Annotated in this window: 15 protein-coding genes; 8 read left to right on the top strand and 7 right to left on the bottom strand. The window is 73.2% G+C overall.

Features of this window, described 5'->3' with window-relative positions:
- Positions 1–54: 54 nt before the first annotated feature.
- Genes ACZ7MG_RS02430 through ACZ7MG_RS02420 form a run of 3 tightly spaced genes read left to right on the top strand, consistent with a single transcriptional unit; the run spans position 55 to position 4,193 of the window.
- The gene (locus ACZ7MG_RS02430; RefSeq protein ID WP_471385754.1) at positions 55–2,736 is read left to right on the top strand and encodes a YfhO family protein; all 2,682 of its coding nucleotides are present in this window, start codon (positions 55–57) and stop codon (positions 2,734–2,736) included.
- A 27-nt stretch (positions 2,737–2,763) separates the two neighbouring features.
- Positions 2,764–3,759, top strand: coding sequence for a glycosyltransferase family 2 protein (locus ACZ7MG_RS02425; RefSeq protein ID WP_471385756.1), 996 nt, complete (start codon positions 2,764–2,766; stop codon positions 3,757–3,759).
- A 44-nt stretch (positions 3,760–3,803) separates the two neighbouring features.
- Positions 3,804–4,193, top strand: coding sequence for a GtrA family protein (locus tag ACZ7MG_RS02420; protein ID WP_471386454.1), 390 nt, complete (start codon positions 3,804–3,806; stop codon positions 4,191–4,193).
- Between the two features lie 7 nt (positions 4,194–4,200).
- On the opposite strand, the gene ACZ7MG_RS02415 is transcribed toward ACZ7MG_RS02420, so the two are convergent.
- Positions 4,201–5,442, bottom strand: a complete 1,242-nt coding sequence (locus ACZ7MG_RS02415) for an ROK family protein (RefSeq protein WP_471385758.1) — start codon at positions 5,440–5,442, stop codon at positions 4,201–4,203.
- Positions 5,443–5,494: 52 nt separating this feature from the next.
- Positions 5,495–6,181: an alpha-ketoglutarate-dependent dioxygenase AlkB family protein gene (locus ACZ7MG_RS02410; RefSeq protein ID WP_471385760.1), complete on the bottom strand. Its 687-nt coding sequence runs from the start codon at positions 6,179–6,181 to the stop codon at positions 5,495–5,497.
- A 99-nt stretch (positions 6,182–6,280) separates the two neighbouring features.
- Between ACZ7MG_RS02410 and ACZ7MG_RS02405 the strand changes: the two genes are divergently transcribed.
- Positions 6,281–7,486, top strand: coding sequence for a methyltransferase (locus tag ACZ7MG_RS02405; protein ID WP_471385761.1), 1,206 nt, complete (start codon positions 6,281–6,283; stop codon positions 7,484–7,486).
- Here the strand turns inward: ACZ7MG_RS02405 and ACZ7MG_RS02400 are convergent.
- From ACZ7MG_RS02400 to ACZ7MG_RS02390, 3 genes are all read right to left on the bottom strand, one after another.
- Entirely contained in the window at positions 7,473–8,270 is a 798-nt protein-coding gene (locus ACZ7MG_RS02400; protein ID WP_471385763.1) for a helix-turn-helix domain-containing protein, read from the bottom strand. The genes ACZ7MG_RS02405 and ACZ7MG_RS02400 overlap by 14 nt on opposite strands.
- Positions 8,271–8,411: 141 nt before the next feature.
- A complete protein-coding gene (locus ACZ7MG_RS02395) occupies positions 8,412–9,284 on the bottom strand; it encodes a class II fructose-bisphosphate aldolase (protein WP_471385765.1) in 873 nt (290 codons plus the stop codon).
- Positions 9,285–9,297: 13 nt separating this feature from the next.
- Entirely contained in the window at positions 9,298–10,188 is an 891-nt protein-coding gene (locus tag ACZ7MG_RS02390) for an SIS domain-containing protein (RefSeq protein ID WP_471385767.1), read from the bottom strand.
- Positions 10,189–10,297: 109 nt separating this feature from the next.
- Here ACZ7MG_RS02390 and ACZ7MG_RS02385 point away from each other — a divergent pair, with 109 nt between their 5' ends.
- A complete protein-coding gene (locus ACZ7MG_RS02385) occupies positions 10,298–11,077 on the top strand; it encodes a DeoR/GlpR family DNA-binding transcription regulator (RefSeq protein WP_471385769.1) in 780 nt (259 codons plus the stop codon).
- 84 nt (positions 11,078–11,161) lie between these two features.
- On the opposite strand, the gene ACZ7MG_RS02380 is transcribed toward ACZ7MG_RS02385, so the two are convergent.
- Positions 11,162–12,166: an Lrp/AsnC family transcriptional regulator gene (locus ACZ7MG_RS02380; protein ID WP_471385771.1), complete on the bottom strand. Its 1,005-nt coding sequence runs from the start codon at positions 12,164–12,166 to the stop codon at positions 11,162–11,164.
- Positions 12,167–12,392: 226 nt separating this feature from the next.
- Between ACZ7MG_RS02380 and ACZ7MG_RS02375 the strand changes: the two genes are divergently transcribed.
- Positions 12,393–13,724 (top strand): Nramp family divalent metal transporter, encoded by a 1,332-nt coding sequence (locus ACZ7MG_RS02375; protein WP_471385773.1) that lies wholly within the window; start codon positions 12,393–12,395, stop codon positions 13,722–13,724.
- A 20-nt stretch (positions 13,725–13,744) separates the two neighbouring features.
- Complete coding sequence (locus tag ACZ7MG_RS02370; protein WP_471386456.1) at positions 13,745–15,295, top strand: amidase; 1,551 nt, start codon at positions 13,745–13,747, stop codon at positions 15,293–15,295.
- Here ACZ7MG_RS02370 and ACZ7MG_RS02365 read toward each other — a convergent pair.
- Positions 15,287–16,279: a hypothetical protein gene (locus tag ACZ7MG_RS02365; RefSeq protein ID WP_471385775.1), complete on the bottom strand. Its 993-nt coding sequence runs from the start codon at positions 16,277–16,279 to the stop codon at positions 15,287–15,289. The two genes, ACZ7MG_RS02370 and ACZ7MG_RS02365, sit on opposite strands and share 9 nt — an antisense overlap.
- Before the next feature lie 160 nt (positions 16,280–16,439).
- Here ACZ7MG_RS02365 and ACZ7MG_RS02360 point away from each other — a divergent pair, with 160 nt between their 5' ends.
- On the top strand, positions 16,440–18,719 hold the full coding sequence (locus ACZ7MG_RS02360) for a heavy metal translocating P-type ATPase (RefSeq protein WP_471385777.1): 2,280 nt from the start codon (positions 16,440–16,442) through the stop codon (positions 18,717–18,719).
- Positions 18,720–18,785 lie beyond the last annotated feature (66 nt).

Here is an 18,785-nt window from a genome sequence, read left to right as displayed (position 1 = left end):
GAACTCGGTGCGCCGAGCGGACAGGGACCGGGTGTGAAAGCGAAAACCCGTACCGTGGCTCGACTCCGGCCGCAGGGAAAAGCCGCGCTGTTCGCCGCCGTGCTCACCGTCGCCGTGCTCTGCGCCGGCGATGTGGTGGCCCGCAGCCATCCGTTCGGGCCGCGCACCCGGAGCGTCAACGACCTCGGCAACCAGTACGTGCCGTTCCACGCCCATCTGTGGGACCTGCTGCACGGCAGGGCCGACGGCGGGCTGCTCGTCAACTGGCAGTCGGGGTTCGGCGCCAGTTTCCTGCCCGACCTGGGCACGTACCTCAGCAGCCCGTTCGCCCCGCTCGTGGCGGTGTTCCCGAGGGACGAGATCGACCTCGCGGTGTACGCCGTCACCCTGCTGAAGATCGCGTCGGCCGCCGCCGCCATGGCCTGGCTGCTGCTCGCCCTGCGGCCGGGGCGCTGGTGGGCGGCGGGGCTGCTCGGCTCGTCGTACGCGCTGTGCGGCTGGACCCTGGCGAGCGGGGTCTACAACCCGATGTGGCTCGACGGTCTGGTCTTCCTGCCGCTGCTCTGCCTGGTCGGCGAATGGGCCCGGCGGGGGCGGCGCCCGCTCCTCGGCGTGCTGATCGTGGCGCTCGCCTGGACCGCCAACTTCTACACCGCGTACATGGCCACCCTCGCCGCCGCCCTGGTGCTGCTGCTCCGGCTGTGGCTCGGCGACCTCTCGCGCCGGCAGCGGCTCGCGGCGGCGGGCCGTGCCGCCCTGATCACGGTCCTCGGCATGGGCCTGGCCGCGCCGCTGGTGGCGGTCGTCTACTTCGGCACCCGGCACGCCTATCCGGGCCGGGTGCGGCAGTTCGCCCCCGTCCCCGCCGAGGACCTGCTGGCCCGGCTGCTGCCGGGGACGTACAGCTACGGGACACCGGCCGTGTTCGTGGGCACCACGGCTCTGCTGCTGGTGCTCGCCCTGCCCTTCCACAGGGCGGCCCCGGCCCGGGTGCGCACCGGGTGGACGCTGCTGGTGGTGGCCGTGGCCCTGTCGATGCAGTGGGGGCCGACGCATCTGCTCTGGCACGCCTTCGCCACCCCGCAGGGCAGCCCGTACCGCCAGGCCTTCGCGCTCTGCGCCCTGCTGGTGATCGCCGCCTGGCACACCCTGTCGTACGGCGTTCCCGACCCGCGTGCGCTGGGCGCGGCGGGTGCACTGCTGGCGCTGGTGATCGTCGTCGCGAGCGGCCGTGAGCTGACCACGCGCGCCTTCACGCTGCCGCTCGCCCTGCTCGCCGCCGCCGGTGCGCTGGGCGGACTGCTCCTGCTCGGGAGGCGGCGGCGGGACGGCAGGCCCCTCGCGGTCCTCGCCGTGGCGCTGCTGGTGTGCACGCAGTTCGGCGAGGCCGCCGTCACCGCCGCCGCCGACACCCGCCTGCGGCTCGGGCACATGGACGACTACGCGCCCTGGGGCGCGCGGCAGCGGGACCAGTCGGCGGCGATCGCCGAGGCGGACGGCTGGCCCCGGTACCGGACCGACCCCGGCCGGGAGCAGACCGTGGGCAACGACCCGCTGGTGGTGGGCGGGCAGGGCGCCCAGTACTACAGCAGTCTCACCTCCGACGTGCTCAGCCGGACGATGACCGCGCTCGGGGGCGGCTGGACCTCGCGCGGCCGCAATGTGCAGAGCCTGGACAACGCCGTCACGGACGTCATCTTCTCCGTCGGCGCCCGGGTGCACTCGCCGCCGGACCCGCACCAGAACTGGTTCGCGCAGGACGGCAGCGGGGTGACCGTGACCCGGCGGGACGTGCCGCCGCTGGTGACGGTACGGCCGCACGCCGACCGGGCCGAGGGCGCCACGGACCTCTCCGCCTTCGGGCCGTCGCCGTACCGCAACCAGGAAATGCTGCTGGGCACGCGGGTGTACACCGTGCCCCCGCTCACCGTGCGCACCGCGGCGGGGAAGCCGCCGTCCCCCAGCGACGACGGGCGGCCGGGGGTGCGGGTGGGCCCGCTGCCCTACATCAGCGCGCCGGACAAGCCCACGATCACGGGCAGTTGCCCGGCGGGGTCCGAGCTGTATCTGTGGGCGCCGCATCTCTCGGGCACCGCGCGGCTCGCCGACGGCGCCGATTCCGGTACGGGTACCGGTTCGGCCTCGGGTGGGGAGCCGACCGGGCGGTTCCGGTCCGATCAGCCGGTGACGAAGATCGCTCCGATGCAGTGGCTGGGCACGGTCGGGGACTCCGGCCGGTTCCGGATCGAGCTGTCGCCCGACAAGACGAGTCTCGTGCCGGACGGGGCGGTCGGCTGCCTGGACACCGCCCGGCTGCGCACCGCCGTGGACGGGCTGAAGGCCACCGGTGCCACGAAGGTGAGCGTGGAGGACGGCACGATCAAGGCCGAACTGCCCGCCCACAGCACAGGGATCGCCGTGATCGCGGCGCCCCGGATCTCCGGCTGGCGCTGTGCCGCCGACAACGCGCCCGCCGTACCCGCGAAGGACTACCACGGCCTGATCGCCGTACCGCTCTACGGCTCCGCGAGCAGCGTGACCTGCACCTTCCATCCACCGGGGCTGCGGCTGGGCACGGCGGTCGGGGCCGTCTCGCTCACCGCCGTGCTCCTGATCGGGGCGACCGGCCTGGTCCGCCGTCGCCGGGAACGGGCCGAACCCGAACCCGTGCCCCCGGCCGGCGGACCCGCGCCCGACGGCCCGACCGCACGCGAGCGAGTGACCACCGGTCTCTGAACCGAACCGCACCCCTGGGGGAGAACCATGCTCATCTCGATCGTCGCACCCTGCTACAACGAGGAAGCCGTCGTCGCGCGCTTCCACGAGGAGATCCAGAAGGTCGCGGAGGAACTGCTGCCGCTCGGCCACGACATGGAGTTCGTGTACGTCGACGACGGCAGCCGGGACCGCACGCTCGCCGTGCTGAAGCAGCTGGCGGAGCTGGACTCACGGGTCCGGTACGTCTCGTTCAGCCGCAACTTCGGCAAGGAGGCGGCGCTGCTCGCGGGACTGCGGCACGCCGCCGGCGACTCCGTGATCGTCATGGACGCCGATCTGCAGCACCCGCCGGAACTGATCCGCCGTATGGTCGCCCTGCGGGAACAGGGCTACGACCAGGTCATCGCCCGCCGTACCCGGACCGGCGACGGCCTGCTGCGCACCGCCACCGCCCGGGTGTACTACCGGCTGGTCAACCGGCTCGTGGACGTGGAACTCGTCGACGGCGTGGGGGACTTCCGGCTGCTGTCGCGCCGGGTGGTGGACGCGGTCCTGGACCTCACCGAGTACAACCGCTTCTCCAAGGGGCTCTTCGCCTGGGTCGGCTTCCCGGGCACGACCTTCACCTACGAGAACGCGGTGCGGGAGCACGGCCGCAGCTCCTGGAGCTTCCGGTCGCTGCTCAACTACGGGCTCGACGGGCTCCTCTCCTTCAACAACCGGCCGCTGCGCGCCGCCCTGTACCTGGGCCTGTGCCTGCTGGTGTGCGCGGGGCTTTACACGGCGTGGATCGTGGGCGCCGCGCTCGTCAACGGCGTGGAGACACCGGGCTATGTCACCATCGTCATGGCCGTCACCGCCCTCGCCGGCGTACAGATGATCATGCTCGGGGTGATCGGGGAGTACACCGGGCGGATCTACTACGAGGTGAAGGGGCGCCCGCACTTCCTGGTGAAGGCGACCAACGTGGAGGAGGCGGCGCAGGTGGAGCGGACGGAGGGGCACGCGGCGTGCGGTACGACGAAGGACCTCATTCGCTGATGGGGACGGCTACGCGTACCAAGACACCCCCCGAGGTCCGGCCGGTGCCGGAGCGCCGCATATCAGGACAGATCATCACCTTCGCCCTGGTCGGTGTGGTCAACACCCTGACCTACTACGGCCTTTACCTCTTGTTCCTCCATTGGCTTCCCTATCTCGGCGCGCATGTTCTTGCATTCTCCCTGAGCATGACGGGTTCCTTTTTCCTCAACGCGCGCTTCACCTATCGCACCCGTCCGACCCTGCGTAAATTCCTTCTGTTTCCGCTGACCAATGCCACGAATTTCCTGCTCACCACGGCGGGTGTGTATGTGATCGTGGACGTCCTGCACGCGGGCAGCCGGTTCGCCCCGCTGCTCGCGTCGGGGGCGGCGATCCCGGTGACGTTCGTGGTGTCCCGCACGATCATGCTGCGGGGCTCCCCAGGCCGGTGACGGCGGGTCAGACCAGCGCGCCCAGCGGGTCGTCGAGCACCGGCTGCCACGCCAACTCGGCCGCGCCGACCAGGCTGTTGTGGTCCAGTGTGCAGGCCAGGATCGGGGGGGCCCCGCTCTGCCGACCCCACAGGCTGCGGTCGGCGACTACGGAGCGCAGCCGCTCGGGGTCGGCGTCCAGTAGGGCGCGGTGCATGCCGCCGAGGATGATGCGGTCGGGGTTGAGGATGTTGACCAGGCCCGCGAGGCCCAGGCCGAGCCGGTCGATGATGGCCTCGGCGGCCGTCCGGACGACCGGGTCGCCGTACTGGGTGCCGATCAGGTCGTTGGCCTGCTTGAGCAGTGACCCCTCGGGGCCCGGGTCGCGGCCCACGGCGGCCAGGAAGGCGCGCGGGTCGGCCTCGACGTCCAGACAGCCGCGGCCGCCGCAGTGGCAGGGGCGGCCCGCGGGGTTGACAGTGAGATGGCCGACTTCGAGGGCGAGGCCCGAACTGCCCGTGTGCAGACGGCCGTCGAGGACCAGCGCCCCGCCGACGCCCCGGTGTCCGGTGGCCACGCACAGCAGATCGCGGGAGCCGCGCCCGGCGCCGTGCCGGTGTTCGGCGAGGGCGGCGAGGTTGACGTCGTTGGCCGCGAACGCGGGCCCCTCGATCCCGGCCGCGCGCACCCGCTCGGCGAAGATCTCCCGGACGGGTGCCCCGGCCGGCCAGGCCAGGTGCAGCGGGTTCAGCGCCAGCCCCGCCGGTTCGGCGACCGCGGACGGCACGGCGAGCCCGGCGCCCACACAGCGCCGGCCGGTCTCCCGCAGCAGTACGGCGCCCGCGTCGACGACCGAGCCGAGGACCTTGGCCGGGTCGGCGTCCACGATCTCGCGGGCGGGCGCGGTGGCCACGATCCGTCCGCCGAGGCCGACCAGCGCGGCCCGCCAGCCGTCGGCGTGCACCTGGGCGGCGAGGGCGACGGGCCCTTCCTCGGCGACCTCCAGGCGGTGCGAGGGCCGGCCCTGGGACCCGGCGGCGGCGCCCGGGTGCGCGTCGACCCGGATCAGCCCCAGCGCTTCCAGCTCGGCGGCGACGGCACCGGCCGTGGCCCGGGTGACACCCAGTTCGGTGGTGAGCACGGCCCTGGTCGGTGCGCGGCCGGTGTGCACCAGTTCGAGTGCCGGACCGAGCGCGCCCCTCCCCCGGTCCAGCCGCGTACGTGTCGTCGTCCCTTCGCCCGCCGCCTTGGGGGCCGCCTTCCCGTCCATGAGGGGGAGTCTCCCATGATCCGCAGCGCGTCGAACCCCGTCCGTCAGGTGTTCAGCCGTCCTCGAACCCGCCGACCCGCAGGGTGACGTTCAGGCGTCCGGTCAGCCCCAGCCCGGCGGGCGCGGTCCCCGCCCGCACCCGGGGCACCCCGTGGTACGCGCGCCGGGCCGGGCCGCCGAACACGAAGAGATCACCGCTGCGCAGCTCCACGTCCGTGTACGGCCGCCCCCGTGTCCCGGTGTTGCCGAAGCGGAAGACACAGGTGTCGCCGAGGCTCAGCGACACCACCGGCGCGTCCGACCGCTCTTCGGCGTCCCGATGCATGCCCATGCGGGCGTCGGCGTCGTAGAAGTTGATCAGCGCGATGTCGTACGCGGCCGACGCGACCTCTTCGGGCAGGGCGTCCGTGCCCGAGGCGTCCGGTCCCCATGCGTCCGCGACCGCGCGCCGGCCGAGTTCGCCGAGCCAGGGCGGGAACGGCTTCACGGGTGCGCCGTCGCCGTCGACGGCCGTGGGGGCGTAGGCGTACGGGTACCAGTGCCGGCCCAGGCAGACCTGGCGGGCGGTCATGGTGCCGCCGCCGGGGGTGCGGACCGTGCGGAGGCCGGCGGGCGGCCGGGCCCATACGCGGCAGGCCTCCAGGAGCCGCCGCTGCCGCTCCTCGTCCAGCCAGTCCGGCACGTGGACAGCTCCGGGAGCGATCTCCGTGCGGGCGCGGGGGAACAGCTCGGCGTCCATGGGGCCATCATCGCGCGGCGCCGCAGGGCGTCGCCCGGCACCCCGGGGCCTCGCTCGGCGGGCGGGCGCGGGCCGGTGCTCGGTTAGCCTGGGCACACGATGAGCGACCGTATGACCGCGCCCTGGGGCGAATACACCCTGGCCCGCTTTCCCGAGGACCCCCGTGACCCGCTGCGTGCCTGGGACGCGTCCGACGCGTATCTGTTGCGCCATCTCGCGGAGAGCGGGACGCCACTGGACGGGACGGTCGCGGACCGTGCGTCGGCCGGGGCGGTCGTGGTCGTCGGGGACCGGTGGGGTGCGCTGGCCACCGCGCTCGCCGGGTACGGGCCGACGCAGATCACCGACTCGTTCCTGAGCCGGGAGGCGACACGGGCCAACCTGGAGCGGGCCGGCGTGGCGGCGGACTCGGTCCGGCTGCTCACCACCCGGGACACGCCCCCGGACCGGATCGACGTCCTCCTGGTGCGCGTCCCCAAGAGTCTCGCGCTGCTGGAGGACCAGCTGCACCGGCTCGCGCCCGGCGTGCACGAGGGCACGGTGGTGATCGGCACCGGGATGGTCAAGGAGATCCACACCTCCACGCTTCGGCTCTTCGAGCGGATCCTCGGCCCGACGCGCACCTCGCTCGCGCGGCAGAAGGCGCGGCTGATCTTCTGCACCCCGGACGCGGCGGTCCTCAAGGCCCGGGGCGACGATCCATGGCCGTACTCCTATCAACTCCCGGACGACACCGGCCTGTTGGCGGGTCGGACCGTCGTCAACCACGCGGGGGTGTTCTGCGCCGAGCGGCTCGACATCGGCACCCGGTTCTTCCTGCGGCATCTTCCGGGGGACACGGGCGGCGGGCGGGTCGTCGATCTGGGGTGCGGCAACGGTGTGGTCGGTACGGCGGTCGCGCTGGCGGATCCGGACGCCGAGGTGGTGTTCGTGGACGAGTCGTACCAGGCGGTGGCCTCGGCGGAGGAGACGTACCGGGCGAACCGGCCGGACACCGACGACAGGGCGGACGCCGGCGGCAGGGCGGAGTTCCGTGTCGGCGACGGCATGGAGGGGTTCGCGGCGGGGAGTGTCGATCTCGTCCTGAACAATCCGCCGTTCCACTCCCATCAGGCGACGACCGACGCCACGGCCCGGCGGATGTTCGGCGGGGCGCTGCGGGCGCTGCGGCCGGGCGGGGAGCTGTGGGTGGTCGGGAACCGTCATCTGGGCTATCACGTGACGCTGCGGCGGATCTTCGGCAACAGTGAACTCGTCGCGAGCGACGCCAAGTTCGTGGTGCTGCGGGCGGTCAGGCGGAGTTAGCGGCGCCCATCGTGAGGGTGGCGCCGCGCAGGGCGCGCGGGGAGGCGCCCAGTTCCCGGCGGCAGGCCTTGTTGAAGGCCTGGAGGTCGGGGATGCCGACGGAGGCGGCCACGGCGGGGATCGAGAGGGTCGTGGCGCGGAGCAGATGGTGGGCGCGTTCGAGTCTGCGGCGGCGGATGTAGGCGACGACCGTGCCGCCGGTCTCGGCGTGGAACAGCCGGGTCAGATGGTTGTGGGAGACCCCGGCCACGCGGGCCACCTCCGGGATGGTGAGCGGCGCGGCGAGATGGGCCTCGATGTGGGCGATGGCGGTGGTGACCGCCGGATGCGGGCCGGGGTCCGCCGCGTCGGGCGGGGTGAGGTGGGCGACGCGCCACAGGGTGGTCCACAGCTCGGCCCGGGTGCGGTCGGGCTCGCTCGGGGCGGCGGCCACCGCCTGGAGCAACAGGCCGGTGAGGGTGGGGAGTTCGGGTCCGGCGTCCTGGACGACCGGGACCGTGCGGGGCGGTCCGGCCGGGGTGATCCGCAGATGGGCGAAGAGGTGTTCGGAGCGGCCCCGGTAGCGGTAGCGGACGGTGGTGCCGGGCGGTACGAGGCTGACCCGGCCGGGGCGGATGGTGTGGGCCGTGCCGTCGACGGTCAGTTCGGCCTCGTACTGGTAGAGGTGCAGCTGCCACAGCTCCGGCAGCCGGAACACGTCCGTGCGGCTCGCGACGCCGTGGACGCCGACACCGATGAGGGCGACATCCGGCGGCTCACCGAGGTGGATCTCCGTCTCCCGCATGACCGGAAAAATAGCAGTGACGGGCGTCACACTCAGGTCCCGGGCGGCGCACTTCGCAAGACGGTCACGTTCCCACGCGGGACGGACGCGTACGGGCGTGTTCGGGCACGTACGAACGTGTACAGGCGCGTACGGGCGCGCCTACCGGGGTGGAACGGCCGCTTCCGTGCGCAGGACGCCGATGAGGCGGGCCACCGTCTCCGTCATCGCCGCGCGGCCCGCCGTGAGGTACCGGCGGGGGTCCACCACCTCGGGGTGGGCGGTCAGGTGGTCCCGGATCGCGCCGGTCAGGGCGAGGTTGAGGGCGGTGCCGATGTTGACCTTGGTGATGCCTCCCGTGACGGCCGCGCGCAGTTCGTGGTCCGGGACGCCGGAGGAGCCGTGCAGGACGAGGGGGACGTCCAGCGCGGTGGCCAGCCGCTTCAGGAGGGCGTGGTCGAGGGTGGCGGTCCGGGTGGTCATGGCGTGGGAGCTGCCGATGGCGACGGCGAGCGCGTCCACGCCCGAGTCGGCGACGAAGGCCCGCGCCTCCTCGGGGTCGGTACGGGCGCCGGGCGCGTGCGCGTCGAGCGGCGCCGAGCCGTTCTTGCCGCCCACCTGCCCCAACTCGGCCTCGATCCACAGCCCTTGGCCGTGCGCCCAGGCCACGGCGGCATGGGTCGCCGCGAGGTTGTCCAGGTAGGGCAGCCGGGAGGCGTCGTACATCACGGAGCTGAACCCGGCGTCGGCGGCCCGGCGGAGCAGGTCGTCGCTCCGGATGTGGTCGAGGTGGAGGGCGACAGGCACGGCGGCCCGCTCGGCGGCGGCCGTCGCGGCACGGGCCAGCGGGAGCACATCCCCGCCGTGGAACCCGACCGCGTTCTCGCTGACCTGGAGGACGACCGGCGTGGCGACGGACTCGGCGCCCGCGACGACCGCCTCGACGTGTTCCAGGGTGATGACGTTGAACGCGGCCACCGCGGTCCGCGCGGCGGCGGCCCGGGTGATCAGTGCGCCGGTCGTCGTGAGGGGCACAACTCCTCCTGGTTCAGCGGTCGTTCGTGTCGAGGATCACCGAGCGCGTGAGGTGGCGCGGCCGGTCCGGGTCGAGACCGCGGGCGGCGGCCACGGCGACCGCGAGCCGCTGGGCGCGGACCAGTTCGGCGAGCGGGTCGAGCGTGCCGGGCACCCAGGTCCCGCCGGTCTCCCGGACCTGGTCGGCCAGCCCCTCGGGGGCCTCGCCGAGCATCCAGGTGACCGTGGACCGGGTAGTGACGCTGATCGGGCCGTGCCGGTACTCCATCGCCGGGTACGCCTCGCTCCAGGCGAGCGCCGCCTCCCGCATCTTCAGCGCGGCCTCGTTGGCCAGACCTACGGTCCAGCCCCGGCCGAGGAAGGTGAACTGGGTGCTGTCGACGAGCCCTTCGGGCAGCGGCGCCGCCAGGGCAGTGCGCGCGTCGGCGACGGCCGTCTCGGTGTGCAGGCCGAGGTGGGCGCGCAGGAGGGTGAGGGCGGTGGTGGCGAAGCGGGTCTGGACGACGGACTTCTCGTCGGCGTGGTCCAGCACGATCACGTCGTCCGCCGCCGCCATGACCGGTGTGTCCGGGTCGGCGGTGATCGCCGTCGTCCGCGTACGGCCCCGGAGCGCGGACAGCAGGTCCAGCACCTCGGTGGTGGTGCCGGAGCGGGTGAGGGCGACGACCCGGTCGTAGGCCCGCCCGTGGGGGAACTCCGAGGCCGCGAAGGCGTCCGTCTCCCCCTGTCCGGCCCGCTCGCGCAGCGCGGCGGCGGCCTGTGCCATGAAGTACGACGTGCCGCAGCCGACGAGCGCGACCCGCTCCCCCGGCGCCGGCAGGACCCCGGCGTGCTCGGCCGCCCCGGCGGCGGCGCGGGTCCAGCACTCGGGCTGGGTGTTCAGCTCGTCCTCGACGTGGGTCATACGGGATCCCTCCCCCGGATACGCCCGGCACATGCTTGCTTCTGCAAGATATAGTCACCTATCGAGCATCTTCAAGCACCGTCACGTATGTTCATGGCCGAGGAGATCGATGTCCCGCGACGCCCGCTGGCAGACCCTGCTCGAACTCCTCGTCGAGCGGGGGCGGCTGGACGTCGAGGAGGTGGCCGCCGAGCTGGGGGTGTCCGCCGCGACGATCCGGCGGGACTTCGACCAGCTCGCCGAACAGCAGATGCTCGTGCGCACCCGGGGCGGGGCGGTCGTGCACGGCGTCTCGTACGAACTGCCGCTGCGCTACAAGACGGCCCGGCGGGCCACCGAGAAACAGCGCATCGCCGGGGCGGTCGCGGATCTCGTCGCCCCCGGCGAGGCCGTGGGCCTGACCGGCGGCACGACCACCACCGAGGTGGCACGGGCCCTCGCCGTGCGGGGGGACCTGGCGGCCGGTGGGCCCGCGCTGACCGTGGTCACCAACGCGCTCAACATCGCGAGCGAGCTGGCCGTGCGGCCCCAGTTCAAGATCGTGGTGACGGGCGGGGTGGCCCGCGCCCAGTCGTACGAGCTGGTCGGCCCGCTCGCCGACGGGGTGCTCGACCGGATCACCCTGGACGTGGCGGTCCTCGGCGTCGTCGCCCTCGACGTCGTCCATGGCGCCGCCGCCCACGACGAGGCGGAGGCCGCCGTCAACCGGCTGCTGTGCGAGCGGGCCCAGCGGGTCGTCGTCGCGGCCGACTCCAGCAAGCTGGGGCGGCGGGCCTTCGCCTGGATCTGCGCGACGGAGTCGGTGGACACGCTCGTCACGGACTCGGCGGCGGCGCCGGAGATCGTGCGGGGGTTCGAGGACGCCGGGGTGCGGGTCGTCGCCGTATGAGGCACGTGAGGCACGTGAGGCACGTGAGATGCATGGTGCGCACGATGCGCATGAGCCGGATGGGCCGCCCTGGCCGGCATCGGGTCAGTCCTGGAGCCAAGGGGCCAGCATGCCGCCCCGCTTGAGGGTGGTGAGGACGAGGGACACGTCGATCGCGGTGACGTCGTGGATCCAAGGCGAGCCGGTGACGAAGTCGTGGAGGGCGGACTCGTCGGGAAACGCGGTGAGGACGAGCAGCTGGCGTTCGCCGGTGACGAAGCTGGTGTAGCGGACGTGGGCGGAATCGGCGAGGGCCGCCGTGACGGAGGCGACCGCGGCCGGGGGCGTGCGGACCCACAGGACGGCCTCGACCGGCAGTCCGAGCACCGCGGGTTCGATCACGGCGCGGATACGGACCTTGCCCTCGCGCCGTAACGTGCCGAGGCGGCGTCGCGCGGTGGCCTCCGACACCCCCGAGACGCGCGCCAGTTCGTCGTAGGTGCGGCGCCCGTCCTCGGCGAGGGCGTGCAGCAACAGCCGGTCGGCGCGGGAGAGTTCGGAGGGTGTCTCGCCGGTGGGCAGGGGGGCGGTGACCGGCGGCGCGGCGGTGTCGGAGGGGTGCTCGCCCTTCAGCGCGGTGATCTCGGCGTCCGCGAGCAGGCCCGTGTGCCACTCCCGGATGGTGCGGACATGGCGCAGTACGGGGAGGGTGCGGGTCTCCACCACGCCCGGCAGACCGGCGAGTTCGTCCAGGACCAGGCCCGCCAGCCGTTCGCGCGGCCAGCGCAGTTCGGCGAGGCAGTCCGGGGTGCCGGTGAGGACGTGGGCGAAGACGCAGTCGGGGCGGCGGGCCAGCGCGGTGGCGGTGACCCGGGCCCGGCCGGGGGCGCAGCGCACGCCGACCACCACACTGCGGCCCCGCATCGCCATGGCCCCGATCCGGACGAGACCGGCCTCCAGGAGCCGGGTGCCGCGGCGGACCACGGTGCGTTCGGGCTCGCCGAGGGCCGCCGCGATGCGGTGCCAGGGGGCCCGGCCGTCGATCTGCAGCGCGCTGATGATGCGCCGGTCCAGCGAATCCGTCACGGGGCCGGTCTGCGGTGCGTCCATCGGCCCCAGCCTATGGCGGATTCCGTCAACTCCGCAGGGGTTCTTGTTCCCTTCCGTCGCGGTGGCCCAGCCTGCCGTGAAGTGGAATCGCATGGTCCCGCACGGTCTCCCCGCCGTGCGGGGCGCGTCCCCCCGCGATCACCGCGATCACCGCGTTTCCCTCGGCCCGCACCCGCCGCACGAACCCCTCACTCCCATGACTCCCGTGACTCCCCGATGTACGGAGATGGTTGACGTGACCGTGACTCCCGGCAGTCCCCCACGTTCCCCGGCAGCCCCCTCCCCCACGCCGGCCGGGCCACGCCCCACCGGCACCCGGCGGGGCCGACTGGCCCTCCTGGGCCCCGGATTGGTGCTGGCCGCCGCCAGTGTGGGCGCGGGCGACATGGTGACCTCGCTCGCGGGCGCCGCCGGGTACGGGATGGCGCTGATGTGGGCGATCGTCATCGGTGTCGTCCTCAAGTACGCGCTCACCGAGGCGGTGGGCCGTCTGTACCTGGCCACCGGGCAGACCGTGATCGCGAGCCTGAAGTCGGCGGCCCGCTGGCTCCCGGCGGCCTTCATGCTCTTCGTCCTCGTCATCGGGCTGCTGTACGGGGCGGCGCTCAGCTCGGTGGCGTCCCTGGCGCTGTCGACGCTGTTCCCCGTGCTGCCGGTCCGGCCGGTCGCCGTCGTGATCGCGCTGGCGGCGGCCGCGATCGTGTACGTCGGCCGGTACGCGGTGTTCGAGCGGGTGATGAGTGTCTTCATGCTCGCCAAGTTCCTCGGTATGGCCGTCCTGGCGGTGGCCACGCTCGCCACCGCCGACGATCTGCCCGGCCTGCTCGGCACCCTGCGTCCCCGGCTGCCGGAGGGTGACGTGGTGACGGTGCTGGCGCTGGTCGGCGGGGTGGGCGGCACGGCCGGGATCGCCTCGTACAGCTACTGGGTGCGGGAGAAGGGCTGGGCGGACCGGAGCCGGCTGCGGCTCATGCGGGCGGACTCGGCGGTGAGTTACGGCGTCACGTTGCTGTTCGTGCTGTGCACGACGGTGGTGGGCACGGGCCTGCTGTACGGCACGGGCGGCAGCATCACCGGCAGTGACGGGCTGGCCGCGCTCGCCGATCCGCTCGGCGCCGACCTGGGCTCGGTGGCGCGGGTGCTGTTCCTCGGCACGTTCTTCCTGGTGACGCTGAGCGCGCTCGTCGGCGGCTTCAACGGCCTGTGCTACCTGCTCGCCGACTCGCTGCGGGCGCTGCGCGGCATCCCGGACGCCGAGGCGGAGCCGCACATCGCGCAGCACGGCCGCCCGTTCCGGCTGTTCGTCCTCTACTGCGCGCTCACCTCGGTCGCCGTCACCTTCCTGGGCAGGCCGGTGTCCCTCGTCCTCACCTACGCCGCCGTCGGCTCGCTGATCCTGCCGCTGCTCTCCGGCGCGCTGCTGGTGCTGCTCAACCGCCGGAGCGTGGAGCCCGCCCTGCGCAACCGCGTCACCTCGAACGTACTGCTGGGCGGCTCCTTCGTGCTCTTCGGGGTGCTCGCGGCCGTCCAGCTCAAGGACTCCCTGGGAGGAGCGTGAACCACCTCGTGAACCATTCCGTGGACCACCTCGTGAACCAATCCGTGGACCACCTCGTCGATCACCCCGCGCGGTATCCCGTTCAGTACCCCGTGAACCCGACGGGCGACGCGGATCCGACGACGGACGACCTGTGCTTCCGGACCGCGTACGAACTCTCCGTCGCGCTGGCGCGGCGTGAGCTGTCCGCGCGGGAGGTGGTGACCGCTCATCTGGAGCGGATCGAGCGGGTGAATCCGGCGGTGAACGCGATCGTGACGCTGGTGGCCGACCGGGCGCTGGAGCAGGCGTCGGCGGCGGACGACCGCATGGCGGCCGGGGAACCGGTCGGTCCGCTGCACGGGCTGCCCGTCGCGCACAAGGACCTGCACGACACGGCGGGCATCCGGACGACGTCCGGCTCGCCGATCTTCGCCGAGCGGGTGCCCGGCCGGGACCATCTGGTCGTGGAGCGGCTGCGGAAGGCGGGGGCGATCACCCTCGGCAAGACCAACGTCCCCGAACTGGGCCTGGGTTCGCACACCGTCAACCCCGTCTTCGGGGCCACCCGCAATCCGTACGACCTCTCCCGCAGCGCGGGTGGCAGCAGCGGCGGGGCGGGGGCGGCCCTGGCCTGCGGGATGCAGCCGATCGCCGACGGCAGCGACACCGGGGGCTCGCTGCGCAACCCGGCCTCCTTCAACAACGTCGTCGGACTGCGGCCGTCGCCCGGCCGGGTGCCGTCCTGGCCCGACAAGGCGCCCTGGGGGCAGCTGTCGGTGAAGGGGCCGATGGCACGGACCGTGGCGGACGTCGCCCTGACCCTCTCCGTGCTCGCCGGTCCGGACCCCCGCGACCCGCGTTCCCTGCAGACGCCCGGCTCCACCTTCGCCTGGCAACTCGACGGCGACGTACGGGGGTTGCGGGTGGCCTGGTCCCCCGATCTGGGCGGGCTGGTGCCCGTCGACCCGGAGGTACGGGACGCGCTGCGCCCGGCGGCCGGGGTGTTCGCGGCGCTGGGCTGCGAGGTCGAGGAGGCCTGCCCGGACCTCTCCGGCGCGGACGAGGTCTTCCTCGCCCAGCGTGCCTGGCAGGTGGAGCTGTCCTACGGGGCACTGCTGGACGAGCACCGCGACCGGCTCGCCCCGGACGTGATCTGGAACATCGAGGAGGGCCGCAGGCTAGGCGGACCCGATCTGGGGCGGGCCCAGGCGCTGCACGGCGCGCTCTTCCACCGGGTGCGTGAGTTCTTCGAGCACTACGACCTGCTGTTGCTGCCGGTCAGCCAGGTCGCGCCCTTCGACATCGGGCTGGCGTATCCGACGGTCGTCGACGGCACGCCCATGGAGACCTATCTCGACTGGATGCGCTCGGCGTATCTGATCTCCGTCACGGGGTGCCCCGCGCTGTCCGTGCCGGCCGGGTTCACGCCGGAGGGGCTGCCGGTCGGGCTGCAGATCGTGGGGCCGCATCGGCGGGACTGGTCGGTGCTGCGGGCCGGGCACGCGTTCGAGGGGGCGACGCGGGTGGGGGCACGGCGGCCCCCGGTGGTGAACGCGCCGCCGGAGGGTGCCGCACGGCGGTCAGTGTGAGTGCTCCTCCGCCTGTCCCGGCTCGTCAGCGTGTCCCGGCTCCGTCGTCTGTCCCGGCTGCGCCGCTTCTCCCGCGCGGACCGTGAACGCGGCCGTGTGCACCTTGCCCTCGTGCTTGAAGTCGAGGAAGAGGCGGTAGGTGCCGTCGCTGGGGGCGGTGGCCGTGAAGGAGATGGCGGGGCCGGGGCGGGTCTTCCCGTCGCCGGGCTCGCCGTTCGGGTGTACGTGCAGATAGGCGAGGTCGCCGGAGCGCAGGGCGACCAGGTGGCCGTACGCGCCCAGGTAGGGCTGGAGATCGGTGACGGGCCTGCCGTCGCGGGAGACCTTCAGCTTCAGCTCGCTCGCGGCGCCCGCGCGCAGGCCGCCGTCCAGCTCGACCTCGTAGCCGTTGACCTCGGCGGTGGCGCTCGGCGCCGGGAACTTCTGCGGCTTGTACGTGCCCGCCGCCGCGAGGTCGGCCCCCAGCGTGAGGTTCTCGGCGTTCTTCCCGGCCGGGGTGAAGTCGGCGAAGACGCGGTAGTCACCCGCCCGGGGGAGGTCGACGGGGGTGCTCCAGGTGCCGTCGGCGGCGCGGACGGGGTGCAGATGGCGGTAGGTGACCAGATCACGTGAGGCGAGGATGAGGTGGAGCTCCTTGTCGTGCTCGCGCTGGTACGCGGTGACAGCACGGCCGTCCTCGTCCCGGATGACGAACCGCAGGTCGGTGCGGTGCCCGACGGTGACGTCCGGGGTGCGCAGGTCGAGCGTGTAGCCGCCGTCCGAGATCTGCAGCCCGCCGGGCGGGGCGGAGGCGTGCCCGCCCTCGTCCTCGCTTCCGGAATCCGGTGACTCCGCGTCCTCGCCGTGGGCGTCATGGGGCGCGGTCTCCGCCGAGTCCTTGGTGTCCGAGACGACCGGTTCGACCCCCTTGCCCACGCCGTAGGCGGTGCCGAACGTCGCGGCCAGTGCCGCGGCGAACGCGGTGATCCTCAGTCCGGTGTTCATGACCGTCTCCTTCGGGGGTTCTCGGGGCCTCCACTCAGCTCACGATACCCCTAGGGGGTATAGAGTCAAGCTCGTGGAGCAACTTGCCTCAGATACCCGCCAGGGGTATACAGAACACAGCGCGAGGATACCCCCACCCTGTATGGGACGAGGAGCAGCCATGACCATCACCAGGACCGGGACCGAGACCACGAGCGGGCCCGCCACCGAGGTGGAACTCGCCATCGGCGGGATGACCTGCGCCTCCTGCGCGGCCCGGATCGAGAAGAAGCTGAACCGTATGGACGGCGTCACGGCCACGGTCAACTACGCCACCGAGAAGGCGAAGGTCAGCTACGCCGACGACGTCTCGGTGGGGGATCTGATCGCCACCGTCGAGGCGACCGGCTACACGGCACGGGAGCCCGCGCCACCCACGAGGGCCGAGCCCGACGGGACGGGCGCGGCGGAGGACGACGAGCTACTGCCGCTGAGGCAGCGGCTGATCACGGCGGTGGTCCTGGCCGTCCCCGTCGTCGCGATGGCCATGGTCCCCGCGTTGCAGTTCGAGTACTGGCAGTGGCTGTCCCTGACGCTGGCCGCGCCCGTGGTGACGTACGCGGGGTGGCCCTTCCACCGGGCCGCCTGGACCAACGCCCGGCACGGCGCCGCCACCATGGACACGCTGATCTCCATCGGCACGCTGGCCGCGTTCGGCTGGTCGCTGTGGGCGCTGTTCCTCGGGACGGCGGGCACCCCCGGCATGACACACCCCTTCGAACTGACCATCGTCCGGGGTGACGGCGCCGGGAGCATCTATCTGGAGGCCGCGGCCGGGGTGACCGCGTTCATCCTCGCCGGGCGCTACTTCGAGGCGCGCTCCAAGCGGAAGGCGGGCGCGGCGCTGCGGGCGCTGCTGGAGCTGGGCGCGAAGGACGTCACCGTACTCACCCCGAGTGGGGGTGAACGGACGGTCCCCGTAGCCGAGTTGACGGTCGGTGACCGGTTCCTGGTCCGCCCCGGCGAGAAGATCGCCACGGACGGGACGGTCGTCGAGGGCTCGTCCGCCGTGGACGCGTCCATGCTGACCGGCGAGTCCGTGCCCGTGGAGGTGGTGGCCGGCGACCCGGTCACCGGTGGCACGGTGAACGCGGGCGGGCGGCTGGTCGTCGAGGCCACGCGGATCGGCGCCGACACCCAACTGGCCCGGATGGCACGGCTGGTGGAGGACGCGCAGAACGGGAAGGCGGCGGCCCAGCGGCTCGCGGACCGGATCTCCGGCGTCTTCGTGCCGATCGTGATCGCGCTGGCCCTGGGCACCCTCGGCTTCTGGCTGGGCAACGGCGCGGGGCTGACGGCCGCGTTCACCGCCGCCGTCGCCGTACTGATCATCGCCTGCCCCTGCGCCCTGGGCCTCGCCACACCCACCGCGCTGCTGGTCGGCACCGGGCGCGGCGCCCAGCTAGGCATCCTGATCAAGGGCCCGGAGGTACTGGAGTCCACACGCCGGGTCGACACCGTCGTCCTCGACAAGACCGGGACCGTCACCACCGGCCGGATGACCCTGCTGGCCGTGCACCCCGCCACCGGCGTCGAGGAGTCCGAAGTGCTGCGCCTGGCGGGCGCGTTGGAGCACGCCTCCGAGCATCCGGTCGCCCGCGCCGTCGCCGAGGGCGCGCGGAACCGGGTCGGCGCGCTGCCCGCGCCGGAGGACTTCGCGAACGTACCCGGCCTGGGCGTCCAGGGGATCGTCGAGGGCCACGCGGTCCTCGTCGGCCGTGAGCGGCTCCTCGCCGAGTGGGCCATGGAGCTGCCCTCCGCGCTGCGGGAGACCAGGGCGGAGGCGGAGGCCGCCGGGCGTACGGCCGTCGTGGTCGCCTGGGACGGCGAGGCCCGCGCGGTGCTGGAGGTCGCCGACGCGGTGAAGGAGACCAGCGCGGAGGCGATCACCCGGCTGCGCGGGCTCGGTCTCACCCCGATCCTGCTGACCGGCGACCATCGGGCCGTGGCCGAGTCCGTGGCCCGGGAGGTCGGGATCGCGCCCGGGGACGTGATCGCGGAGGTACTGCCGCAGGACAAGGTCGCGGTCGTCAAGCGCCTTCAGGGCGAGGGCCGTTCGGTCGCGATGGTCGGCGACGGCGTCAACGACGCGGCCGCCCTCGCGCAGGCCGACCTGGGGCTGGCGATGGGCACGGGCACGGACGCCGCGATCGAGGCGAGCGATCTGACCCTCGTCCGGGGCGACCTGCGCGCGGCGGCCGACGCCATCCGCCTCGCCCGCCGGACCCTCGGCACCATCCGGTCCAACCTGTTCTGGGCCTTCGCCTACAACGTGGCCGGCCTGCCGCTCGCGGCGGCCGGCCTGCTCAACCCGATGATCGCCGGGGCGGCCATGGCCTTCTCCTCGGTCTTCGTCGTCGGCAACTCCCTGCGGCTGCGCACGTTCCGGGCGGTCGGCTGAGGCGGCCCGCGAAACCGCGACCCGTCATGGCCGAAGGGCCGTTCCGGTGCCGGGTACGGCGCGGAA

Source organism: Streptomyces sp. NPDC107538 (genome assembly GCF_055657445.1).
This window is presented reverse-complemented; position numbering and strand designations above follow the sequence as displayed.